Annotated in this window: 13 protein-coding genes and 1 tRNA gene; 6 read left to right on the top strand and 8 right to left on the bottom strand. The window is 65.5% G+C overall.

The window, feature by feature from the left end; translation table 11 throughout:
- From WC493_RS09900 to WC493_RS09870, 7 genes are all read right to left on the bottom strand, one after another.
- On the bottom strand, positions 1-1,765 hold a 1,765-nt coding region (locus tag WC493_RS09900; protein ID WP_373065088.1), incomplete at its 3' end, for a N,N-dimethylformamidase beta subunit family domain-containing protein.
- Entirely contained in the window at positions 1,758-2,129 is a 372-nt protein-coding gene (locus WC493_RS09895; protein ID WP_373065086.1) for a hypothetical protein, read from the bottom strand. The genes WC493_RS09900 and WC493_RS09895, both read right to left, overlap by 8 nt.
- A 37-nt stretch (positions 2,130-2,166) precedes the next feature.
- Positions 2,167-3,819, bottom strand: a complete 1,653-nt coding sequence (locus tag WC493_RS09890) for a branched-chain amino acid ABC transporter permease (RefSeq protein ID WP_373065083.1) — start codon at positions 3,817-3,819, stop codon at positions 2,167-2,169.
- Positions 3,816-4,697: a branched-chain amino acid ABC transporter permease gene (locus WC493_RS09885; RefSeq protein ID WP_373065081.1), complete on the bottom strand. Its 882-nt coding sequence runs from the start codon at positions 4,695-4,697 to the stop codon at positions 3,816-3,818. The genes WC493_RS09890 and WC493_RS09885 overlap by 4 nt, the downstream gene beginning before the upstream one ends.
- 14 nt (positions 4,698-4,711) lie before the next feature.
- On the bottom strand, positions 4,712-5,413 hold the full coding sequence (locus tag WC493_RS09880; RefSeq protein WP_373065079.1) for an ABC transporter ATP-binding protein: 702 nt from the start codon (positions 5,411-5,413) through the stop codon (positions 4,712-4,714).
- A gap of 19 nt (positions 5,414-5,432) precedes the next feature.
- Positions 5,433-6,161 (bottom strand): ABC transporter ATP-binding protein, encoded by a 729-nt coding sequence (locus WC493_RS09875; RefSeq protein WP_373065077.1) that lies wholly within the window; start codon positions 6,159-6,161, stop codon positions 5,433-5,435.
- Between the two features lie 6 nt (positions 6,162-6,167).
- Positions 6,168-7,499, bottom strand: a complete 1,332-nt coding sequence (locus tag WC493_RS09870; protein WP_373065075.1) for an ABC transporter substrate-binding protein — start codon at positions 7,497-7,499, stop codon at positions 6,168-6,170.
- A 365-nt stretch (positions 7,500-7,864) separates the two neighbouring features.
- Here WC493_RS09870 and WC493_RS09865 point away from each other — a divergent pair, with 365 nt between their 5' ends.
- Genes WC493_RS09865 through WC493_RS09855 form a run of 3 tightly spaced genes read left to right on the top strand, consistent with a single transcriptional unit; the run spans position 7,865 to position 11,400 of the window.
- On the top strand, positions 7,865-8,623 hold the full coding sequence (locus WC493_RS09865; protein ID WP_373065073.1) for a response regulator: 759 nt from the start codon (positions 7,865-7,867) through the stop codon (positions 8,621-8,623).
- Between the two features lie 2 nt (positions 8,624-8,625).
- Positions 8,626-10,182 carry a hybrid sensor histidine kinase/response regulator gene (locus WC493_RS09860; protein WP_373065071.1) on the top strand — a complete coding sequence of 519 codons (1,557 nt, stop codon included), beginning with the start codon at positions 8,626-8,628 and terminating at the stop codon, positions 10,180-10,182.
- Between the two features lie 18 nt (positions 10,183-10,200).
- On the top strand, positions 10,201-11,400 hold the full coding sequence (locus WC493_RS09855; RefSeq protein ID WP_373065069.1) for an ABC transporter substrate-binding protein: 1,200 nt from the start codon (positions 10,201-10,203) through the stop codon (positions 11,398-11,400).
- Between the two features lie 115 nt (positions 11,401-11,515).
- On the opposite strand, the gene WC493_RS09850 is transcribed toward WC493_RS09855, so the two are convergent.
- Positions 11,516-11,592 (bottom strand) — tRNA-Arg (locus WC493_RS09850).
- 127 nt (positions 11,593-11,719) lie between these two features.
- Here WC493_RS09850 and WC493_RS09845 point away from each other — a divergent pair.
- From WC493_RS09845 to WC493_RS09835, 3 genes are all read left to right on the top strand, one after another.
- The gene (locus WC493_RS09845) at positions 11,720-11,902 is read left to right on the top strand and encodes a zinc-finger domain-containing protein (RefSeq protein ID WP_373065067.1); all 183 of its coding nucleotides are present in this window, start codon (positions 11,720-11,722) and stop codon (positions 11,900-11,902) included.
- Positions 11,892-14,717: a DNA polymerase I gene (gene polA / locus WC493_RS09840; protein ID WP_373065065.1), complete on the top strand. Its 2,826-nt coding sequence runs from the start codon at positions 11,892-11,894 to the stop codon at positions 14,715-14,717. The genes WC493_RS09845 and polA overlap by 11 nt, the downstream gene beginning before the upstream one ends.
- A gap of 79 nt (positions 14,718-14,796) precedes the next feature.
- On the top strand, positions 14,797-16,878 hold the full coding sequence (locus tag WC493_RS09835; protein ID WP_373065063.1) for a molybdopterin-dependent oxidoreductase: 2,082 nt from the start codon (positions 14,797-14,799) through the stop codon (positions 16,876-16,878).
- The last annotated feature ends 2 nt before the right edge of the window (positions 16,879-16,880 follow it).

Raw genomic sequence — 16,880 nt, 5'->3', positions numbered from 1 at the left:
AGGTCTGCAGGTAATGCTCGCCCGGCTTGGCCGCCCAGGCGCGCATGCCGCTGTCGAGCTTGCGGACTTCCATGACGGCGTTTTCCGCCGGATCGAAATTGACGCACCAATAGTAACCGTTGCCGCCCATATAGATGAGCCGGCCGCCTTCCGCGACGTAATCCTCCTGCGCGTCCAGCATCCGTTCCGAGACATATTCGGGATGCGTGCCGGTCAGAACGCAATTGTAGGGCTTCAGGGCCTCGACCCCTTCCCGGTGCAGGTCGTCGTCCGTGATGAAATCGCAGTCATAGCCGCAATGCTCGATCCAGGCCGTGATCGACAGATCGGCCGGGAACTGCCACGGCGCCCCCATCCACGAATTGCGGAACTTCGGGCGCATGTTGATGATCGGCCGCTTCCACGAGGTGAAGCAGACGCCGGCGCCATCCTCATAGCTGTTATAGGTCGAGAGGCCATATTCGCGGTGTTCGTAGGTTTCGATCTCGACATCCGAAATGATCGGCGGCTGGCCGGTCATCGGCTGCACGATCTGAGCGTCGAAGGCCAGCGTCTCATTGGCATAGGCGAGATAGCTGGCGGTCGGCACCAGGAAGCACAATTTGGCGGTCGGCCGGGCCTGGCGGACGAAGAAGACGACATATTCTTCGGCGATGCCCCGGCCCGGCCCGACGCGCAGGCGGAAAGCATAGGCCCCGGCCTTGAGACCGGGCGGAATCTCGACCGTCTTGGTCACCGCCCAGCCGCAGTCGGTGACCGCGTCCGGGTGGAATTCGATGCCGCCGAATTCCTGTGGGGCCAGGCGGAAGCAATCGTTCTTGCCGTTCCAGTTCCAGCCGGTCATGCCGCGCACCGGATGGTTCACCCCCCGGGTCTTCAGCCGATAGGGACCGGTATCGACGACATCATGGCCGATGCCGTCCTCCGTATAGCCGGCGGCGGTGTCCCAATAGGCGACGAGGCCGTCGGCCGGCGGCAGGTGTCCGGCCTTCACGCCGTCCAGTTCCGCGCGGGTCAGCACCCGTTCCGAAATGAAGGGGCGGTCGATCTTGCCGGCATAGAGATCGCCGACGAAATCGCCGCGCAGCGTGTGATGATCCCGGGCGCCGCCGATCAGGAAGGGCACGTCCGCCGGATTGAACTGGGCGAAGCGGAGGCGGGCCTGAACATGGGAGGCGAAGTCATAGGGGGTCGTCCGCCCGATCAGGGAGTTGTACCGGTTGAGAACCCCTTCCTGATAGAGCGTCGCGGTCTTCGTCACGGCGTCGAAGCTGACACCGACCAGATACCAGACATGCTTGATCAGCGGCATTTCCGCGGTGACGTAATCGACCTCATCGCCGCCGCCGACCCAGAACTCGAGATAGCCGTCGGGATTGATGCCGAGGGCGAAACCCTTGTTGTTCTCGGTATCCCAGCGCCCCATGATGGTCTGCCGGGCGCCGCGCTTCGGCAGCGAGGGCCAGATGAAGGCCGCCATCGACAGCGTGCCGTCGAGCTTCAGGTGCTGCTCCGGGTCCGCCACCGTCAGGAAATTGCCGAGCTGCGTGAACTGCTTCTTCACCGCCCAGCGCCCGTTCGCCGGGTGGGGAATTTCCTGTTCGATGTAACCCGGTCCGGCCTCGGTGTTGCTGTCGCCGTGGATCAGGCGGACGAGCTGGGCATCGGCGAAATCCGCACCGTCGCAATTGACGTGGACGGCGATTTTTTCGCCCTGTTTGACCGACAGCCGGTCGGTATATCCGAAGATCTTCTGTTCAGCCATCTTGCCTACCCATCAAATCGTTGATCTTGCGCAGGAAAATCCCGTGAAGGCCGGCCGCCGGATCGGCATAGTCGGTGCCGTCGACCGCGACCGGCGGGTGTCCCGGCCTGGGGATGTCGGTGATGCGATAGCGGCCGTCGGGCATGAGCCGCAGGGCGTATTGCTGGTCGATCGGCAGGTTCTTGAAATAGAACATCAGGCGGCCGAGCGCTTCGCTCCGGTGCTGGGCGTGCGGATCGCGGCGGTGCTCTTCGATCAGATCGGGCGTGATGACACGCTTCAGATAACGCCGCGTCTTGCTGTCGAAATATTCACGGACGGCGAGTTCGCCGTTGACCGGATTGGGGTCGAGTGGCTCTGTCATGGGCGGCGGGCCTCCGGACGATGACGGTTGCACGGCATCACGATTCCATCAGGTCGTGGACGCGGCGGACGAAGATCGCGTGATAACCATCGCCGACCGTGTCGTATTCGCGGTCCTCGACCACCCGGGGCGAGACGCCGCGGTGACCCGAAAAGGCGATGATCTTGTAGCGGCCGGTCTCGAGATTGCGTTGAAGAGCGTATTTGTCGTCCATGGGCGCACGCCGGAAATACATGAGCAGGCGTTCGAGCGTGGCGCTGTGCTGGCCGAGCGGCTGCTGGCGGTGTTCCTCGATGATTTCCGGGCAGATCAGGGTCTTCAGGTAATCCCGCTGCATCTTGTCGAAGCGCAGGAAATAGACCTCGTCCTTGTTGTCGCGTTCGGTCGCTTCCTCGGGCAGGGCTTCACCGCCCTTTTCCGAGCGCATGGAGCGCCATTCGCCGCGCTTCTTGTCGCGCCAGGCGTTGAACTGCTTCTTGATGCCGAAGTAGCCGTTGTTGGTGAACAGCACGACCCCCAGCATGATCAGGCCGATCAGGAACAGCCGCGCCGGGCCGAGGTCGATCAGCACCTTGTCGAGGAAGGTGACCACCAAGGTGCCGAGGATGGCGCCTTCGGCCTTGCCGATGCCGCCGATGGTGACCATGGCGAGGCCGAGCAGCACGGTATCGAAACTGAAGATCGAGAAGGCGGTGCCGCGATAGAGGGTGGCATAGAAGCCGCCGATGAAGCCGAGCGCCGCCGAGGTCACGACGAAGATGATGATGCGCGCCCGGCGATAGTCGACGCCGCAGGCTTCGGCGAAGGCTTCGCGCTTTTCCGGCGCCATGCGCAGGATCCGGCCCAACTGCTTGCCGTTGATGAAGCGGAAGAGGAAGAGCACGGCGCCCAGCAGCAGGAAGGCGGAATAATAGGAGAGCAGCGATTGCGCCTCCGGCGACCAGCTATCGGGCACGAAGCTCTGGGCGCCGTAAAGCCCGCCGGAGGACGCGCCGAAAATCTTCGACGTGGTGAAGAAGACCCGGCAAAGCTCGTTCAGGCCGAGGGTGAGCAGCGCGTAATAGAAGCCGTCCAGGCGCAGCGCCGGAATGGCGATCACCGCCCCCATGGCAAGGCCGAGGAAGGCCCCCCCCACCGGCAGCACATACCAGGGCAAGCCCCATTGGATGGAGAGATAGGTGGTGACGAAGGCCGAGACCCCGACCACCGCATAAGTGGCCAGGGTGAAGATCGAGGCGGTGCCCAGCACCAGTGTCCAGCAGACGTTGATCGCGGCGAAGATGCCGAAGATCGTGCCGGCCGAGAGCAGCGTATTATAGACCGAGGCCGGGAAAACGGCGGGGCCGATGACGAGCAGCGCCAGGCAGATCGCCCAATAGATCGGGCGCCGGTCCTGAATCTTCTTTTCGGCCTTCAGGGTCTTGCGGTTATAGAGCCCCTTGATATGCAGGACGTTCCGACGGGTCGGCCACCAGCGCCGCCGACGCCACAGCCGCTGGCCGTGGTTCGGCCAGATGACGTAATGCTTCAGCCGGCCGACCTTGAAGGTCTTCGCCTTGAATTTCGTATGGGCACGCCAGGTATCACCGGCGTCGGGCGCCGCGACGGACGTCAGTTCCGGATTGCCCTGGTCCTGGCCCCAGGGCTCGAGGGGGTTGTGCCAGGTGATGGGCCGGGGCTTGTCGGTCATTGTTCACGAGCCTTGTCAAGAAGTCCCGAAATGCCGCGCGGGCGCACGATCAGGATCATGATGATGACGAGGAACTGGGTGATCAGGACATATTGCCCGCCGAGGAAACGGGACGTCGCCGCTTCGGTCAGACCCAGGATCATCGCGGCGATCACCGCCCCCTGGACCGAGCCGAGGCCGCCGCAAAGCGCGATGCTCACCCCCTTGATGAGCGGCGTCAGGCCGCTGAAGGGCGCGATGTAATAGGTCTGCGACAGCAGGATGGAGGCGAGCCCCGCCATGGCGCCCGTCATCGCCATCACATAGATGCCGGTCGAACGGATACCGATGCCGACGATGGAGGCCGCATGGGGGTTCATCATCATGGCGCGGATCTCGAGGCCCCGTCTGCTTCCCTTCATCCAGGCGACGACGAAGCCGAGCATCAGGATCGAACAGCCGACGATGCCGATCTTGTCGGACGTCAGCGCCATGCCGGCGATGTCGAGCTGCCAGGACCCGAAGAGTTCCGGCAGGGATTTCGCCCTTGGCCCGAACTGCATGAGCAGGGCCTGGGAGCCGATCAGACTGATCGCCAGGGTCCCGATCATGCCGCGCGTGGTGAAATTGGGCTTGTCGTGCAGGGGAATGAAGACGATGAGACAGATGAGGACACCGCCGACGGCGCCGCCGATCAGCCCGGCCGCCGCGATGATCGGCGGCCATTCGGAGACATTCTGGGCGACGACCCAGGCCCAGAAGCCGGCGAAGGAAAAGACGAAGCCATAGCCGAGGTTGATCAGCCCCAAGCTCGACCAGGTGATGGAGACGGCGACCGCGATCAGCCCGTAGATCGAGGCGATGACGATCGCATTGATGAGAATTTGGACGATTTCCATGGAACCTGCCCCGTTCAGCCGATGCCGAGCGTGGTCGAAGCCTCGCCCTTCAGTTTGCCGGCATGCATGCCGATCACCCGGTCGACCCGGCCTTCCAGCAGGGCGACATTCTGCTCGGCGATGAACATGGCGCTGTCCTTCAGGTCGATCGCGAGCAGCGCTTCCATCACGCTCTGCCCGATCTTGGGGGCGAGCCCCAGCGACGGCTCGTCGACCAGATAGAGCTTGGCATCGGTCATCAGGCCGCGCCCGATCGAGACCATGCGCCGCTCGCCCCCGGACAGACGGCCGACCGGCGTCTTCATCAATTTGCCCAGGGCCGGAAAGAGGTCGAGCACCTTCTCCTTGCGCTGCTTGCGGTCACGCCAGGCGTCCTTGGTGAAGGCGCCTGAATCGAGATGTTCCTCGACCGTGAGGCCGGTGAAGATCTCGTCGCCCTGGGGCATGATCGCCAGGCCCTTGCGCACGATCTGGTGGGTGTAACGCCCGGCGCCCTGGCTGCGCGTGCGGCCGATCTGGACGCCGTTCAGCAGGATCGAGCCGCGCTGCCAGCCGGTGAGCCCGGCGATCGCATAGATCAGCGTGGTCTTGCCGTGGCCGTTCAACCCGACGATGCCGAGCCTTTCGCCGGAGCGGATCACGAGGTCCAGGTCGTGAATGACCCGAAGCGGGCCATAGCCGGCGGAAAGCCCCTCGATTTTCAGAACTTCTGTCATCGTGTTCCCCTCCGCTTTCTCAATGCGCCTCGAAATAGGCGGCACGGACGGCGGGGCTCTTGATCACGTCGGCGAGATTGCCTTCGGCGATGACCTCGCCCGCGTCCATCACGATCACGCGGTCGGCGATGGAATCGAGGAGTTCGATGCGGTGCTCGACGATCAGCACGGCGACATTCATCTCCTTCGACAACATGCGCAGGATCTGGTCGATCTCGTCGATCTCTGCGTTGATCAGGCCGGCGGCCGGCTCGTCCATCAAGAGGACGCTCGGCCGGCGCATCAGAAGATTGGCCATCAGCAGCTTGCGCCGCTCGAATGTCTTCAACTGGCTGTTGGCGCGGTCATAGGGCGTGGTGAAATGAACGAGGTTGGCGCCATATTCGGCGTCGAAGCGCGTCAGATAGGGCCGGAAGGCCTGGCGTGCCGCCTTGAAGGTCTCACCCACGGTCAGGTCCTCGCAGACGATGGGCGTCTGATAGGTGCGGCCGATGCCGAGACGGGCGCGCTCGAACAGCTTCAGGGGCGTGATGTCGCGCCCCTTGTAGGTGACGCGGCCCTTCTTCGGCTGATAGCGGCCCGACAGGATTTCGAGGAGGCTGGTCTTGCCCGCCCCATTGGGGCCGATGATGCCCAGCACCTCGCCCGGCCGCAGGTCAAAGCCGATGTTCCTGAGCACCTCTCGCCCGCCCAGGTCGAGCGAGAGGCTTTCACAGGAAAAGATCGGCGTGTCGCTCGATCCAGCCATCGCGGCTCAGTTCCACCACGGGGCGGCGACGAGCTTCGATTCCGCGATCTCGTTCGGCCAGATGATCTTGTGCGCGCCGCCTTGGACCTGAACGTAGAGCTGGGACATGCCCTTCTCCAGGTCGGTCGACTGGTTGCCGAAGCCGTTGTCCGGGAAATGCAGGGCTTCCTGCAGATCGTTCTTCATGTCGATCAGGCCGCAGACCCCGCGATAGGGATTGTTGCGGATCCAGGCGATGTTGGCGGCAAAGTCTTCCGGCTTGCCGGTCGCTTCCCAGGCCAGCTTCAGGTAGTGGATGATGTCATAGCCGTTGCCGGTGTAGACGAGGCCCATGTTTCCCTCGAACTCGGGGAAGCGGGAGACGTATTTCTTGCGGAATTCCTGACCGCGCGCGTCGCCATAGACGCCGAGGGTGGTCGACCAGCAGAAGCCTTCGGTCGCCTTGCCGCCGAGTTCCAGGAACTCCGGCTGCGACGGGCCATACTGCAGATAGACCAGCGAATTCTCGACCGGATTGGCCCTGAACTGCTTGCAGAAGGCGGCATATTCGGCGGCCACCCAATGGTCGATCATGATGGCGCCGGCATCGACCTCCTTCAGGCGCTGGATGACCGGGCCCCAGTCGTTCACCGGGTACTGGATGTCCGTCACCGCCGCCAGTTCAAAATCGAGCTTGGGGATCGACTCCCGGGCCGCCTTCAGGATGGTCTGGCAGTAACCGACCTGTTCCGCGACGATGTGAATCTTGCGGTTCTTCGGCTTCCAGGCGCCGGTCGTCTCCATGGCCTTCAGCCAAAGGGGATAGGTCCAGCCATAGTTCACTTCGGCCGGACAGGTTTGCAGCATGTGGCTGTATTTGACCGGATCGGCCTTGAAGGCTTCCGTCGGCAGGCGCTGGGCGTTGCCGTTCAGATAGGGGCATTTGTATTTGGCCGACTCGTCCATCGCGGCGATCGGTGCGAAGACGAAGGAGTTGGAGATCGCCAGCACCTTCTTGTCGATACAGGCGGCGATCGCCTGGCGGCAGCTCTCCGGCGACAGCTTGTCGACGTCCGGCACATAAAGCTCGATCTCGCGCCCCAGCACGCCGCCGGCCGCGTTGATCTCCTCGACCGCCAGCTTGGTGCCGTTCAGGTGGTCCGTATCGTCGGCCACGCCATAGGGGGTCGACAGCGACGACGGCACGCCGACCAGCAGCTTGTCGCTCATCCCGCGCGCGATATAGGGCGCCGCGAAGGTCATGGCGACGCCGCCCGCGCCGATCTTCAGCGCGGATCGCCGCGTTATCGAAGGCTTGTGGCCGCTCAGTCCCGCCTTAGCCCCAGATGCTTTCGTCATGGCGATTCATCTCCGTGATGGTCGGTCGATTCGGAATTATCGTTTCATCTAGATTCAGCGAGATTCGGGGTTGGCACCCCTCGCCTCTTGCCGCCTGGACCAAGGCTAAGAAGCAATTCGCGTAACTGTCAATTAATTATCTATACCGAGGATAAATTTTTATGCTTCCATTCTAACGAAGCGTCTAGACATCACCGAAGAGGTAAACGCATGAAACGTCTAGCTGTAGCGCCCTGCACCTCCCCCTTCCTGGCCCCGGCGCCGGCTTCGGCCGTTGCCACGGTGGCCGGTCCGCTATAGATGGATGCATGTGGTGAAAATAACGGCAGACGTCCGGGGCAACCGGATGGGCCCTTCGAGGAAACATGAGCGTTCCCTTGTCCAAGCTGGATGAGCCCGCAGCGGCCGTTCCACCGATGACCATCCTGATCGCGGATGACCATTGGGTGGTTCGGGAGTCTCTGCGTCAGGTCGCGCGCAGCCTCGGCGCGAACGGCGACGTGGAGGAAGCGGCGAGCTTCGACGAGGCGCTGAGCGCGCTCGAGCGCAATCCGACGATCGGCCTCGTCATCATTGATCTGGTCATGCCGGGCTTCCGGGATTTCGAGGGGCTGCAGGTTCTCCGCAACCGCTTCCCGGCCGTGCCCGTGGTCATCGTCTCGGTCTATGAAGACCCGGAACATGTGCTGGAAGCGATCCGCCACGGCGTCGTCGGCTATATTCCGAAGTCCTATGGCCCGTCCGAGATCAAGCACGCCTTGAGCCGGGTGATGGCGGGAGAGGTCGCCTTTCCGCGCGATATCCTGACCAGGGCCCACGGCCCGGCGGAAGGCGCCGACGGAAGGCGCGGCAGCCGCGACCAGACCCCTGCCCCGTCCGTGCAGGCGACGGACATGCCACCGGGCTTCGCCCAACTGACCCGGCGCGAGACCGAAGTCCTCGCCGCCCTCGGCAAGGGTGTCTCCCTGCAGGCGATCTCCTCCGACCTGGACATCAGCCGGCAGACCGTGCGCGTCCACCTCGGCAATGCCATGAAGAAGCTGAACATCGCCACGCGGGAGGCGATTATCCGTCTCGCGGTCGAGAATGCCGACTATCTGAGCCGGGCCTCGGACGCGGATTGACGATGCCCGAGTCCGCGGACCGCGATATCGCCGAAGACGCCACGAAAGACATGAAGGCCCGGGCCTTTGAAGCGCTCGGCCATGGTCTCGCGGTCTGGGACGGCGACTTGGGACTGGTCACGTTCAATACGGCCTTCGGGCATCGTTTCGCCGGGCTCATCGGCGGCATTACCCACGGCATCTCCCAAGATTCCCTGATCGCGGCGCTCGAAACCTCCGGGCTGCTGGTCCAATCCGAACCGGCGGCCGAGGAGCCGGGCGCGCCGCCTCGCCTCGGCCCGCTCGACGGGCTGACCATGATCTTCACGGACGGGCAAGTCCTGCGCGGTGAATGCCGGCCCATGGCGGGCGGCGGCAGCGTCAGCCTCTTCGTCGACATCAGCGCGAGCTGGCGCACCCAGCGGGCGCTCGAAAAGGCGCGCGACACGGCGGCGGCGGCGGATCAGAGCAAGTCCCGCTTCCTCCGCGCCGCCAACCACGACCTGCGCCAGCCGCTCGCCTCGCTCAAGATCCTGATCTATTCCTGCCTGTCCGCCACGTCGGAGCAGGAGCGCATCGAGGCGTTACACGCCATGGATGTCTCGGCCTCGATCATGGAGGACCTGCTGGGCGCGCTGCTCAACATCGGGCAGTTGGACGCGGGCAAGGTCGAGCCGCGCATCCAGACCTTCCAGGTTTCGACCGTCCTGGACCGCCTGCGCGTCCAATTCGCCCATCTCGCCAGGGAAAAGGGCCTGGACCTGCGCATCATGCCTTCGAAGGCCGCCATCGAGAGCGACCGCGCGCTCCTGGAACGGATCCTGTCCAATTTCGTCGGCAATGCCATCCGCTATACCGACGTCGGCCGCGTGCTGGTGGGTTGCCGGCGTTTCGGCAAGACCCTGAGGATCGAGGTTCACGATACCGGCTGCGGCATCGCGGCCGAGCACCAGGAGGCGGTGTTCGAGGAGTTCTTCCGCGTCGCCGGTCAGCAATCGGGCCGGCACAGCCTCGGCCTCGGTCTCAACATCGCGCGCCGCCTCGCCGATGTTCTCGGCCACAAGATCACCCTGCGCTCGACGCCGAAGCACGGCACCATGTTCGCCCTCGACGTGCCGCTGGGCGACGTCTGGCATTCCAATGTCGGCGAGCCGGAAATCACCGAGAGGATCGGCGGCGAGTTCACCGGGCTCTGCTGCCTCGTGCTCGAGGACGACCAGAACCTGCGCGACGCGCTGATCACCCTGCTCCAGCGCTGGGGCATCGTCGTCGAAGTCTTCGATGCCTTTGGCGACATTCCGGGCGCGGTCGCCACCCTGGAGCACAAGCCGGACATCGTCATCACCGACTATCGTCTTCGGGGCGGGGCGAAGGGGACCGACATCGTGCACCAGCTCAACGATCTTCTCGAGCTGCCCTGTCCCGCCATCGTCGTCACCGCCGACACCAGCCCGGACCTCATCACCGATATCCGGCGTCAGGGCTTCCCCGTGCTGATCAAGCCGGTCAGCCCGCCTGGCCTTCGCGTCATCATGCATAATGTTCTGTTCGAGCCCGAACTCGTCCCCGAACTCTCCTGAAGCGGAAAGGGTTGCGGCATGAGCGACGACAGCATTCCGATCGGCGGCATGGTCCCCCTGACCGGCACGTCCCCCAGTGATGGCCGGGAGTTCCGCAACGGCATCCTTCTCGCCTGCGAGGAGATCAACAAGCGGGGCGGTATTCTGGGTCGGCCCCTGCGACCCATCTTCGCCGACACGGGCAACCAGACGGCCGAAGAAACCGTGCGCGCCACCCGGCAGCTCCTCGCCGACGGTGTCCACGGGATTTTTGCCGGGTACAACATCGGTTCCCAGAATTCGGAATACGAGCCGGTGGCGGACGCCGGCATCATCTACATTCACAACAACACCTTGTTGCAGCATCACGATACGGTGATGAGCGATCCGCAGCGTTACTTCGGCTGCTTCATGTCGGACCCGGCCGAATACTGGTATGGCCAGGGTTTCATCAAGTTCCTGTCCTGGCTGCGCGACAGCGGGCAGTGGCGCCCCAACAACAACCGCATCGCCATCGTCTCGGGGCCGAAGCCCTACAGCATCGTCATCGCCAATGCGATGGCCCAGGCGGCGGAACAATTCGGCTGGCACCCGGTGTTTCCGCCCCGGATTCTCCGGCGCATTCCGGGCGACTGGCGCCCCCTGCTCGAGGAGATCCGCGGCCATGCCCCGGCGGTCATGGCGCTGACCCATTTCTATTCCGGCGATCTCGCGCGCTTCCAGCTCCAGTTCATGGAAAACCCCCTGCCGTCGCTGCTCTACCTGCAGTACGGCGCATTGCACCGTTCCTTCTCCGACCTCGTCGGGGAAAAGGGCCGCGGGGCGATCATCGGCACGGTGATCGGCCTGCCACGCGACGAATTGGGCTGGGGTTTCTTCAAGAAGTACAAGGCCCGCTTCGGTCCGGACGCGACCCCCGAGATCGGCTGCCAGACCTATAATTCCCTGCATCACTATGCGATCGCCGCCGCCGTGGCGGGCGGCACGGCCGGCCCCGGCGGGTCCGAGCAGAACCGCCGGATCGCCAGCATCCTGCTCGACCTGCCCTATCGCAGCGTTTCCGGCACCATCCGCTATCACCCGCGCTGGCAAGCGGCGGTGCCCTATCCCGACGCGACCCAAGACCCGTCCCTGGGCTTGCCCCACCTGTTCTACCAATTGCGCGACGCCGAACAGCCTCCGGCCCTGATCGCCCCGGAACCCTTCGCCGATTCGACCTTCGAAACGCCGCCCTGGTGATGTGAGCCCGTGCTCATCCCCGGTCGGGAGCCGAGGCAAGCCGCTGACCGGCCGGCGTTTCGTCCAATGGTACCGAGATGTCGGAACGGCAAAGAGCCTGGCGTCTTTGCGAAAGTGGTGCACCCGGCGAGATTCGAACTCACGACCTCTGCCTTCGGAGGGCAGCGCTCTATCCAGCTGAGCTACGGGTGCACTGGAGGAGGCGCGGACAATAACCGAAGCCTCGGGGCCGGGCAACCCTGTCGAAAGGCATCGCGGGGTGGTGGACAGGGGATTAGGCTGCGCTAATATCCGGCCGCGTTCAGGAGATGGATCAGCCATGGCGAGCGAAGCGCCCGAAACCAAGGAAGTCGAAACCCCGATCGTCGCCTGCGACGGCGGCGAAGGCGCGCTGGGCCATCCGCGCGTCTATCTGAACATGGAAGGCAAGGGCGAGATCCAGTGCCCCTACTGCGGCCGGCTCTACCTCCTGAAGGGCGGCGCCCACGCCCATGCCCACTGAGGCGGGCGGCCCGGGCGCCGGCGGGAAAGAGGGCGAACACCTCTATCTGGTCGACGGCTCGGGCTATATCTTCCGTGCCTATCACGCCCTGCCGCCGCTGACCCGGGCCGACGGCACGCCGGTCAACGCCGTCCTCGGCTTCTGCAACATCCTGGCCCGCTTCCTGGCCGATGTCGGCGACGGCGACCGGCCGACCCATCTGGCCGTCGTCTTCGACGCCGCGCGGAAGACCTTCCGGAACGACCTCTATCCCGAATACAAGGCCCACCGCCCGCCGGCGCCGGAAGACTTGGTGCCGCAGTTCGCCCTGATCCGCGAGGCGACCAAGGCCTTCAACGTCGCAGCCCTCGAACTCGAAGGCTTCGAGGCGGACGACGTCATCGCGACCCTGGCCGCCCAATGCCGCAAACGCGGCGCGCGCTGCACCATCGTCTCCTCCGACAAGGACCTGATGCAGCTGGTCGGCGGCCCTGTCGAGATGATGGACCCCGTGAAGGTCAAACGGATCGGTATTCCCGAGGTCCTGGAGAAATTCGGCGTCGGGCCCGAGAAGGTTGTCGACGTCCAGGCCCTGATGGGCGATTCGACCGACAATGTCCCGGGCGTGCCCGGCATCGGCCAGAAGACCGCGGCCGAATTGATCAATACCTACGGCGACCTCGACACGCTGCTGGCCCGCACGGGCGAGATCAAGCAGCCGAAGCGGCGCGAGAACCTGGAAACCCACGCCGACCTCGCCCGCCTCAGCCGCGAGCTGGTGCGCCTGAAGGCCGACGTGCCCCTGCCCGAGAGTTTCGACGATCTCGCCGTCCGCCCGCTGGACGGGGCACTGTTGCTGCCCTTCCTCGAAGAGAATGATTTCCGCAGCCTGAAGAACAAGCTGGGCGCGCGTCTGGCAGCCCCCCTGATGGGCACGGCGAACCGCGCCGCCGATGCGATCGCCGCCCCGCCCCCGCCGGCTGCCGCCGCAGTGCCGGAAGCGGCTTACGAGACGGTGACCACGCTCGCCGCCCTCGACGGCTGGATCGCCCGCGCCTTCGCCGCCGGCTTCGTCGCCTTCGATACCGAAACGACTTCGCTCGACGCCATGCAGGCGGAACTGGTCGGCTTCTCCCTTTCCGTCGAGGCGGGCAAGGCCTGCTATGTCCCGCTGCGCCACCGGGCGCGCGGCGGCCTGGCGCTCGACGGCGCGGTGCCGGACCAGATCCCCTTCGCAGCGGCGCTCGACCGCCTGAAGCCCCTGCTCGCCGCCGACGACGTGTTGAAGATCGGGCAGAACCTGAAATACGACATGCTGGTGCTGCGCAAATACGGCGTGGTCATCACGCCGGTCGACGACACCATGCTGATCTCCTACGCCCTCGAAGGCGGCGCCCACGGCCACGGCATGGACGAGCTGGCGAGCCTGCACCTGGGTCTCGAGACGGTGAAATACGATGCGGTCACCGGCACCGGCAAGGACCGCATCGGCTTCGACGAAGTGGCGATCCCGGACGCCACGCGTTACGCGGCGGAGGATGCCGACGTCACCCTTCGCCTGTACCAGGCCCTGAAACCCCGGCTGTTCCGCTCCCATGTCGCCACCGTCTACGAGACGCTGGAACGCCCGCTGTCGCCCGTGCTGATCGAGATGGAGGCCGCCGGCGTGCTGGTCGACCGGACGGAACTGGCCCGCCTGTCGGCCGATTTCGCGGGGCGCATGGCGGAGATGGAGCAGGACCTCTACCGCCTGGCCGGGCGCAGCTTCAACGTCGGCAGCCCCAAGCAATTGGGCGTGATCCTGTTCGACGAGATGAGCCTGCCCGGCGGCAAGCGCATGAAGACCGGGGCATGGGGCACCGGCGCCGACGTGCTGGAGGAATTGGCCGCCCAGGGCCACGAACTGCCGCAGAAGATCCTGGACTGGCGCCAGCTCGCCAAGCTGAAGTCGACCTATACCGATGCGCTCCAGGCCCAGATCAACCCGGTGACCGGCCGCGTCCACACGTCCTATGCCATGGCCTCGACCTCGACCGGGCGGCTGTCCTCGACCGATCCCAACCTGCAGAACATCCCGGTCCGCTCGGAAGAGGGGCGGAAGATCCGCAAGGCCTTCGTCGCCGCCCCCGGCCATCGCCTGGTCTCGGCCGACTACAGCCAGATCGAGCTTCGCATCCTGGCCCATATCGCCGACATCGGCAGCTTGAAGGATGCCTTCGCCAAGGGGATCGACATCCACGCCATGACCGCCTCCGAAGTCTTCGGCGTGCCGGTCGAAGGCATGGACCCGATGGTGCGGCGGCGCGCCAAGGCGATCAATTTCGGCATCATCTACGGCATTTCCGCCTTCGGCCTGGCCAACCAGCTCGGCATTCCCCAGGGCGAGGCCGGGGCCTATATCAAGCGCTATTTCGAGCGCTTCCCGGGCATCCGCGCCTATATGGACCAAGCCAAGGCGATCGCCCACGCGCAGGGTTACGTCACCACCCTGTTCGGCCGGCGCTGCCACGTGCCCGCCATCAACGACAAGAGCCAGGCCCGCCGCGCCTTCATGGAACGCGCCGCGATCAATGCGCCGATCCAGGGCACTGCCGCCGACATCATGCGCCGCGCCATGATCCGCATGCCCGATGCCCTGGCCGAGGCCGGCCTTACGGCCCGCATGCTGCTCCAGGTCCACGACGAACTCGTGTTCGAAGTGCCGGAGGCCGAGGTCGAGGCGACCAAGCCGGTCGTGATCCGGATCATGGAAAAGGCGGCCCTGCCCGCCGTCGACCTCTCCGTGCCTCTGGTGGTCGAGGCGGGCGCCGGCCACAGCTGGGCCGAGGCCCACTGAGCCTCTTCCGGTCGAATTCGGAACGGCCTAGGCTCGCTCCAAAAGAACGATCCCAAGGGACCGATCGGGGGAGAGAGACATGGCCGAAGTCCATACCCGTGCCTGCCATCTGTGCGAGGCGATCTGCGGCCTCGAGATCGCGGTGGCGGACGGCAGGGTCGCCAGCATCCGGGGCGACAAGGCCGATGTCCTCTCCCACGGCCACATCTGCCCGAAGGCGGTGGCGCTGAAGGACCTGCATGAGGATCCGGACCGGCTGCGCCAACCGCTCCGCCGCCGCGGGCGCGATTTCGAGGAAATCTCCTGGGATGAGGCCTTCGCCACCGTGGGCGAGCGCTTCGCCGCCATCGCCAAGGAACATGGGCGCGACGCGGTCGGCGCCTATCTCGGCAATCCTTCGGTCCATTCGGCGGGGATGCTGACCCATTCCGCCCCCCTGCTCCGCCTGATCAAGACGAAATCGGTCTTTTCCGCGACCTCGGTCGACCAATTGCCCCATCAGTTGATGGCCTATTGGATGTATGGCCATCAGAACTATCTCTTCGTGCCGGACATCGACCGCACCGATTTCATGCTGGTGTTCGGCGCCAATCCCATGGCCTCCAACGGCAGCCTGATGACGGTGCCCGATTTCCCCGGCCGGCTGGCCGCGCTGAAGGCGCGCGGCGGCCAGATGGTGGTGGTCGACCCGCGCCGGACCGAGACCGCCAAGGTGGCCAGCGAACATCACTTCATCCGCCCGGGCTCGGACGCCATGGTGCTGCTCGCCATGGTCCATGTCCTGTTCGACGAAGGCCTGGCCGATGCCGGCCGCCTGGCCGAAGTGACCCGCGGGCTCGATGCCGTACGCGCGGCACTCAGCCCGGTGACGCCCGAACGCGCGGCGGTGGCGAGCGGGCTCGATGCCGGGACGATAAGGGCGCTGGCCCGCCGGCTGGCGGCCGCCCCTCATGCCGCCGTCTATGGCCGCATGGGCACCTCGACCCAGGAATTCGGCACGCTGTGCCAATGGGCGATCCAGCTCCTCAACCTGCTGACCGGCAATCTCGACCGCGAGGGCGGCACGCTGCTGCCCCATCCCGCCATCGATGCCGCCCTGGCGCCCCGCTCGGCCGGCGGCTTCGCCCGCTGGAAGAGCCGGGTGCGCGGCCTGCCGGAATTCGCCGGCTCGCTGCCGGTCGCGGCGCTGGCCGAAGAGATCCAGACCCCGGGGCCGGGGCAGATCCGCGCCCTCCTCACCGTCGCCGGCAATCCGGTCTCCTCGACGCCGAACGGACGGCGCCTGGACGAAGCTCTGGCCTCGCTCGACTTCATGGCCTCGGTCGACATTTTCGTCAACGAGACGACGCGCCACGCCGACGTCATCCTGCCGCCCTGTTCGCCCCTGGAACGCGGCCATTACGATCTCGCCTTCCTGGCGCTCGCCGTGCACAACGTGGCGCGCTGGAGCGAGCCGCTGTTCGACAAGCCCGACGATGCCCGCCACGACTGGGAAGTGCTGACCGGCATCGCCGTGGCCTTCGCCGCCGCCATGGGCCAGGAGGCGCCGAACCTCCTGCCCATGGAGATGCTGATCGACATGGGGCTCCGCACCGGCCCCTATGGCCTGGACCTCGACCGGCTGAAGGCTGCCCCCCATGGCCTCGACCTCGGCCCGCTGCGCCCCTCGCTGCCGGAACGGCTGATCCATGGCGCGATCGAGGCGGCGCCGGAAGGCGCCCTCGCCGACCTGCCGCGCCTTCTCGCGGCACCGGCGGCCCAGGGCCTGGTGCTGATCGGGCGGCGCCACGTCCGCTCCAACAATTCCTGGATGAACAACAGCCGGCGCCTGGTCAAGGGCCCGGCCCGCCACCGCCTGCAGATGCACCCCACCGACATGGAAGCGCGCCAGATCCGCGACGGCACCGCGGTCGCGGTGACCAGCCGCACCGGCACGGTCGAGATCGAGGTCGAGGCTTGCGAGGATGTCATGCCCGGCGTTGTCTGCCTGCCCCACGGCTGGGGCCAGGCGACGCGGGACGGCATCCGCCTCTCGGTGGCGCGGGAAGCGGGTGGCGTCTCCTTCAACGACCTTTCGGACGAGGAGGCGCTGGACGCCGCCTCCGGCAATGCCGTGCTGAACGGCCTGCCGGTCGAGGTCCGCGCCCTGCCTGCCGCCTAACG

This window comes from Zavarzinia sp., assembly GCF_041650655.1.
GTDB lineage: Bacteria > Pseudomonadota > Alphaproteobacteria > Zavarziniales > Zavarziniaceae > Zavarzinia.
This window is presented reverse-complemented; position numbering and strand designations above follow the sequence as displayed.

Excerpts from the sequence above, each read along its gene's own strand:
- WC493_RS09895 (WP_373065086.1), bottom strand. The coding sequence starts at position 2,129 with ATGACAGAGCCACTCGACCCCAATCCGGTCAACGGCGAACTCGCCGTC.
- WC493_RS09890 (WP_373065083.1), bottom strand. The coding sequence starts at position 3,819 with ATGACCGACAAGCCCCGGCCCATCACCTGGCACAACCCCCTCGAGCCC.
- WC493_RS09885 (WP_373065081.1), bottom strand. The coding sequence starts at position 4,697 with ATGGAAATCGTCCAAATTCTCATCAATGCGATCGTCATCGCCTCGATC.
- WC493_RS09880 (WP_373065079.1), bottom strand. The coding sequence starts at position 5,413 with ATGACAGAAGTTCTGAAAATCGAGGGGCTTTCCGCCGGCTATGGCCCG.
- WC493_RS09875 (WP_373065077.1), bottom strand. The coding sequence starts at position 6,161 with ATGGCTGGATCGAGCGACACGCCGATCTTTTCCTGTGAAAGCCTCTCG.
- WC493_RS09870 (WP_373065075.1), bottom strand. The coding sequence starts at position 7,499 with ATGACGAAAGCATCTGGGGCTAAGGCGGGACTGAGCGGCCACAAGCCT.
- WC493_RS09865 (WP_373065073.1), top strand. The coding sequence starts at position 7,865 with ATGAGCGTTCCCTTGTCCAAGCTGGATGAGCCCGCAGCGGCCGTTCCA.
- WC493_RS09860 (WP_373065071.1), top strand. The coding sequence starts at position 8,626 with ATGCCCGAGTCCGCGGACCGCGATATCGCCGAAGACGCCACGAAAGAC.
- WC493_RS09855 (WP_373065069.1), top strand. The coding sequence starts at position 10,201 with ATGAGCGACGACAGCATTCCGATCGGCGGCATGGTCCCCCTGACCGGC.
- WC493_RS09845 (WP_373065067.1), top strand. The coding sequence starts at position 11,720 with ATGGCGAGCGAAGCGCCCGAAACCAAGGAAGTCGAAACCCCGATCGTC.
- polA (WP_373065065.1), top strand. The coding sequence starts at position 11,892 with ATGCCCACTGAGGCGGGCGGCCCGGGCGCCGGCGGGAAAGAGGGCGAA.
- WC493_RS09835 (WP_373065063.1), top strand. The coding sequence starts at position 14,797 with ATGGCCGAAGTCCATACCCGTGCCTGCCATCTGTGCGAGGCGATCTGC.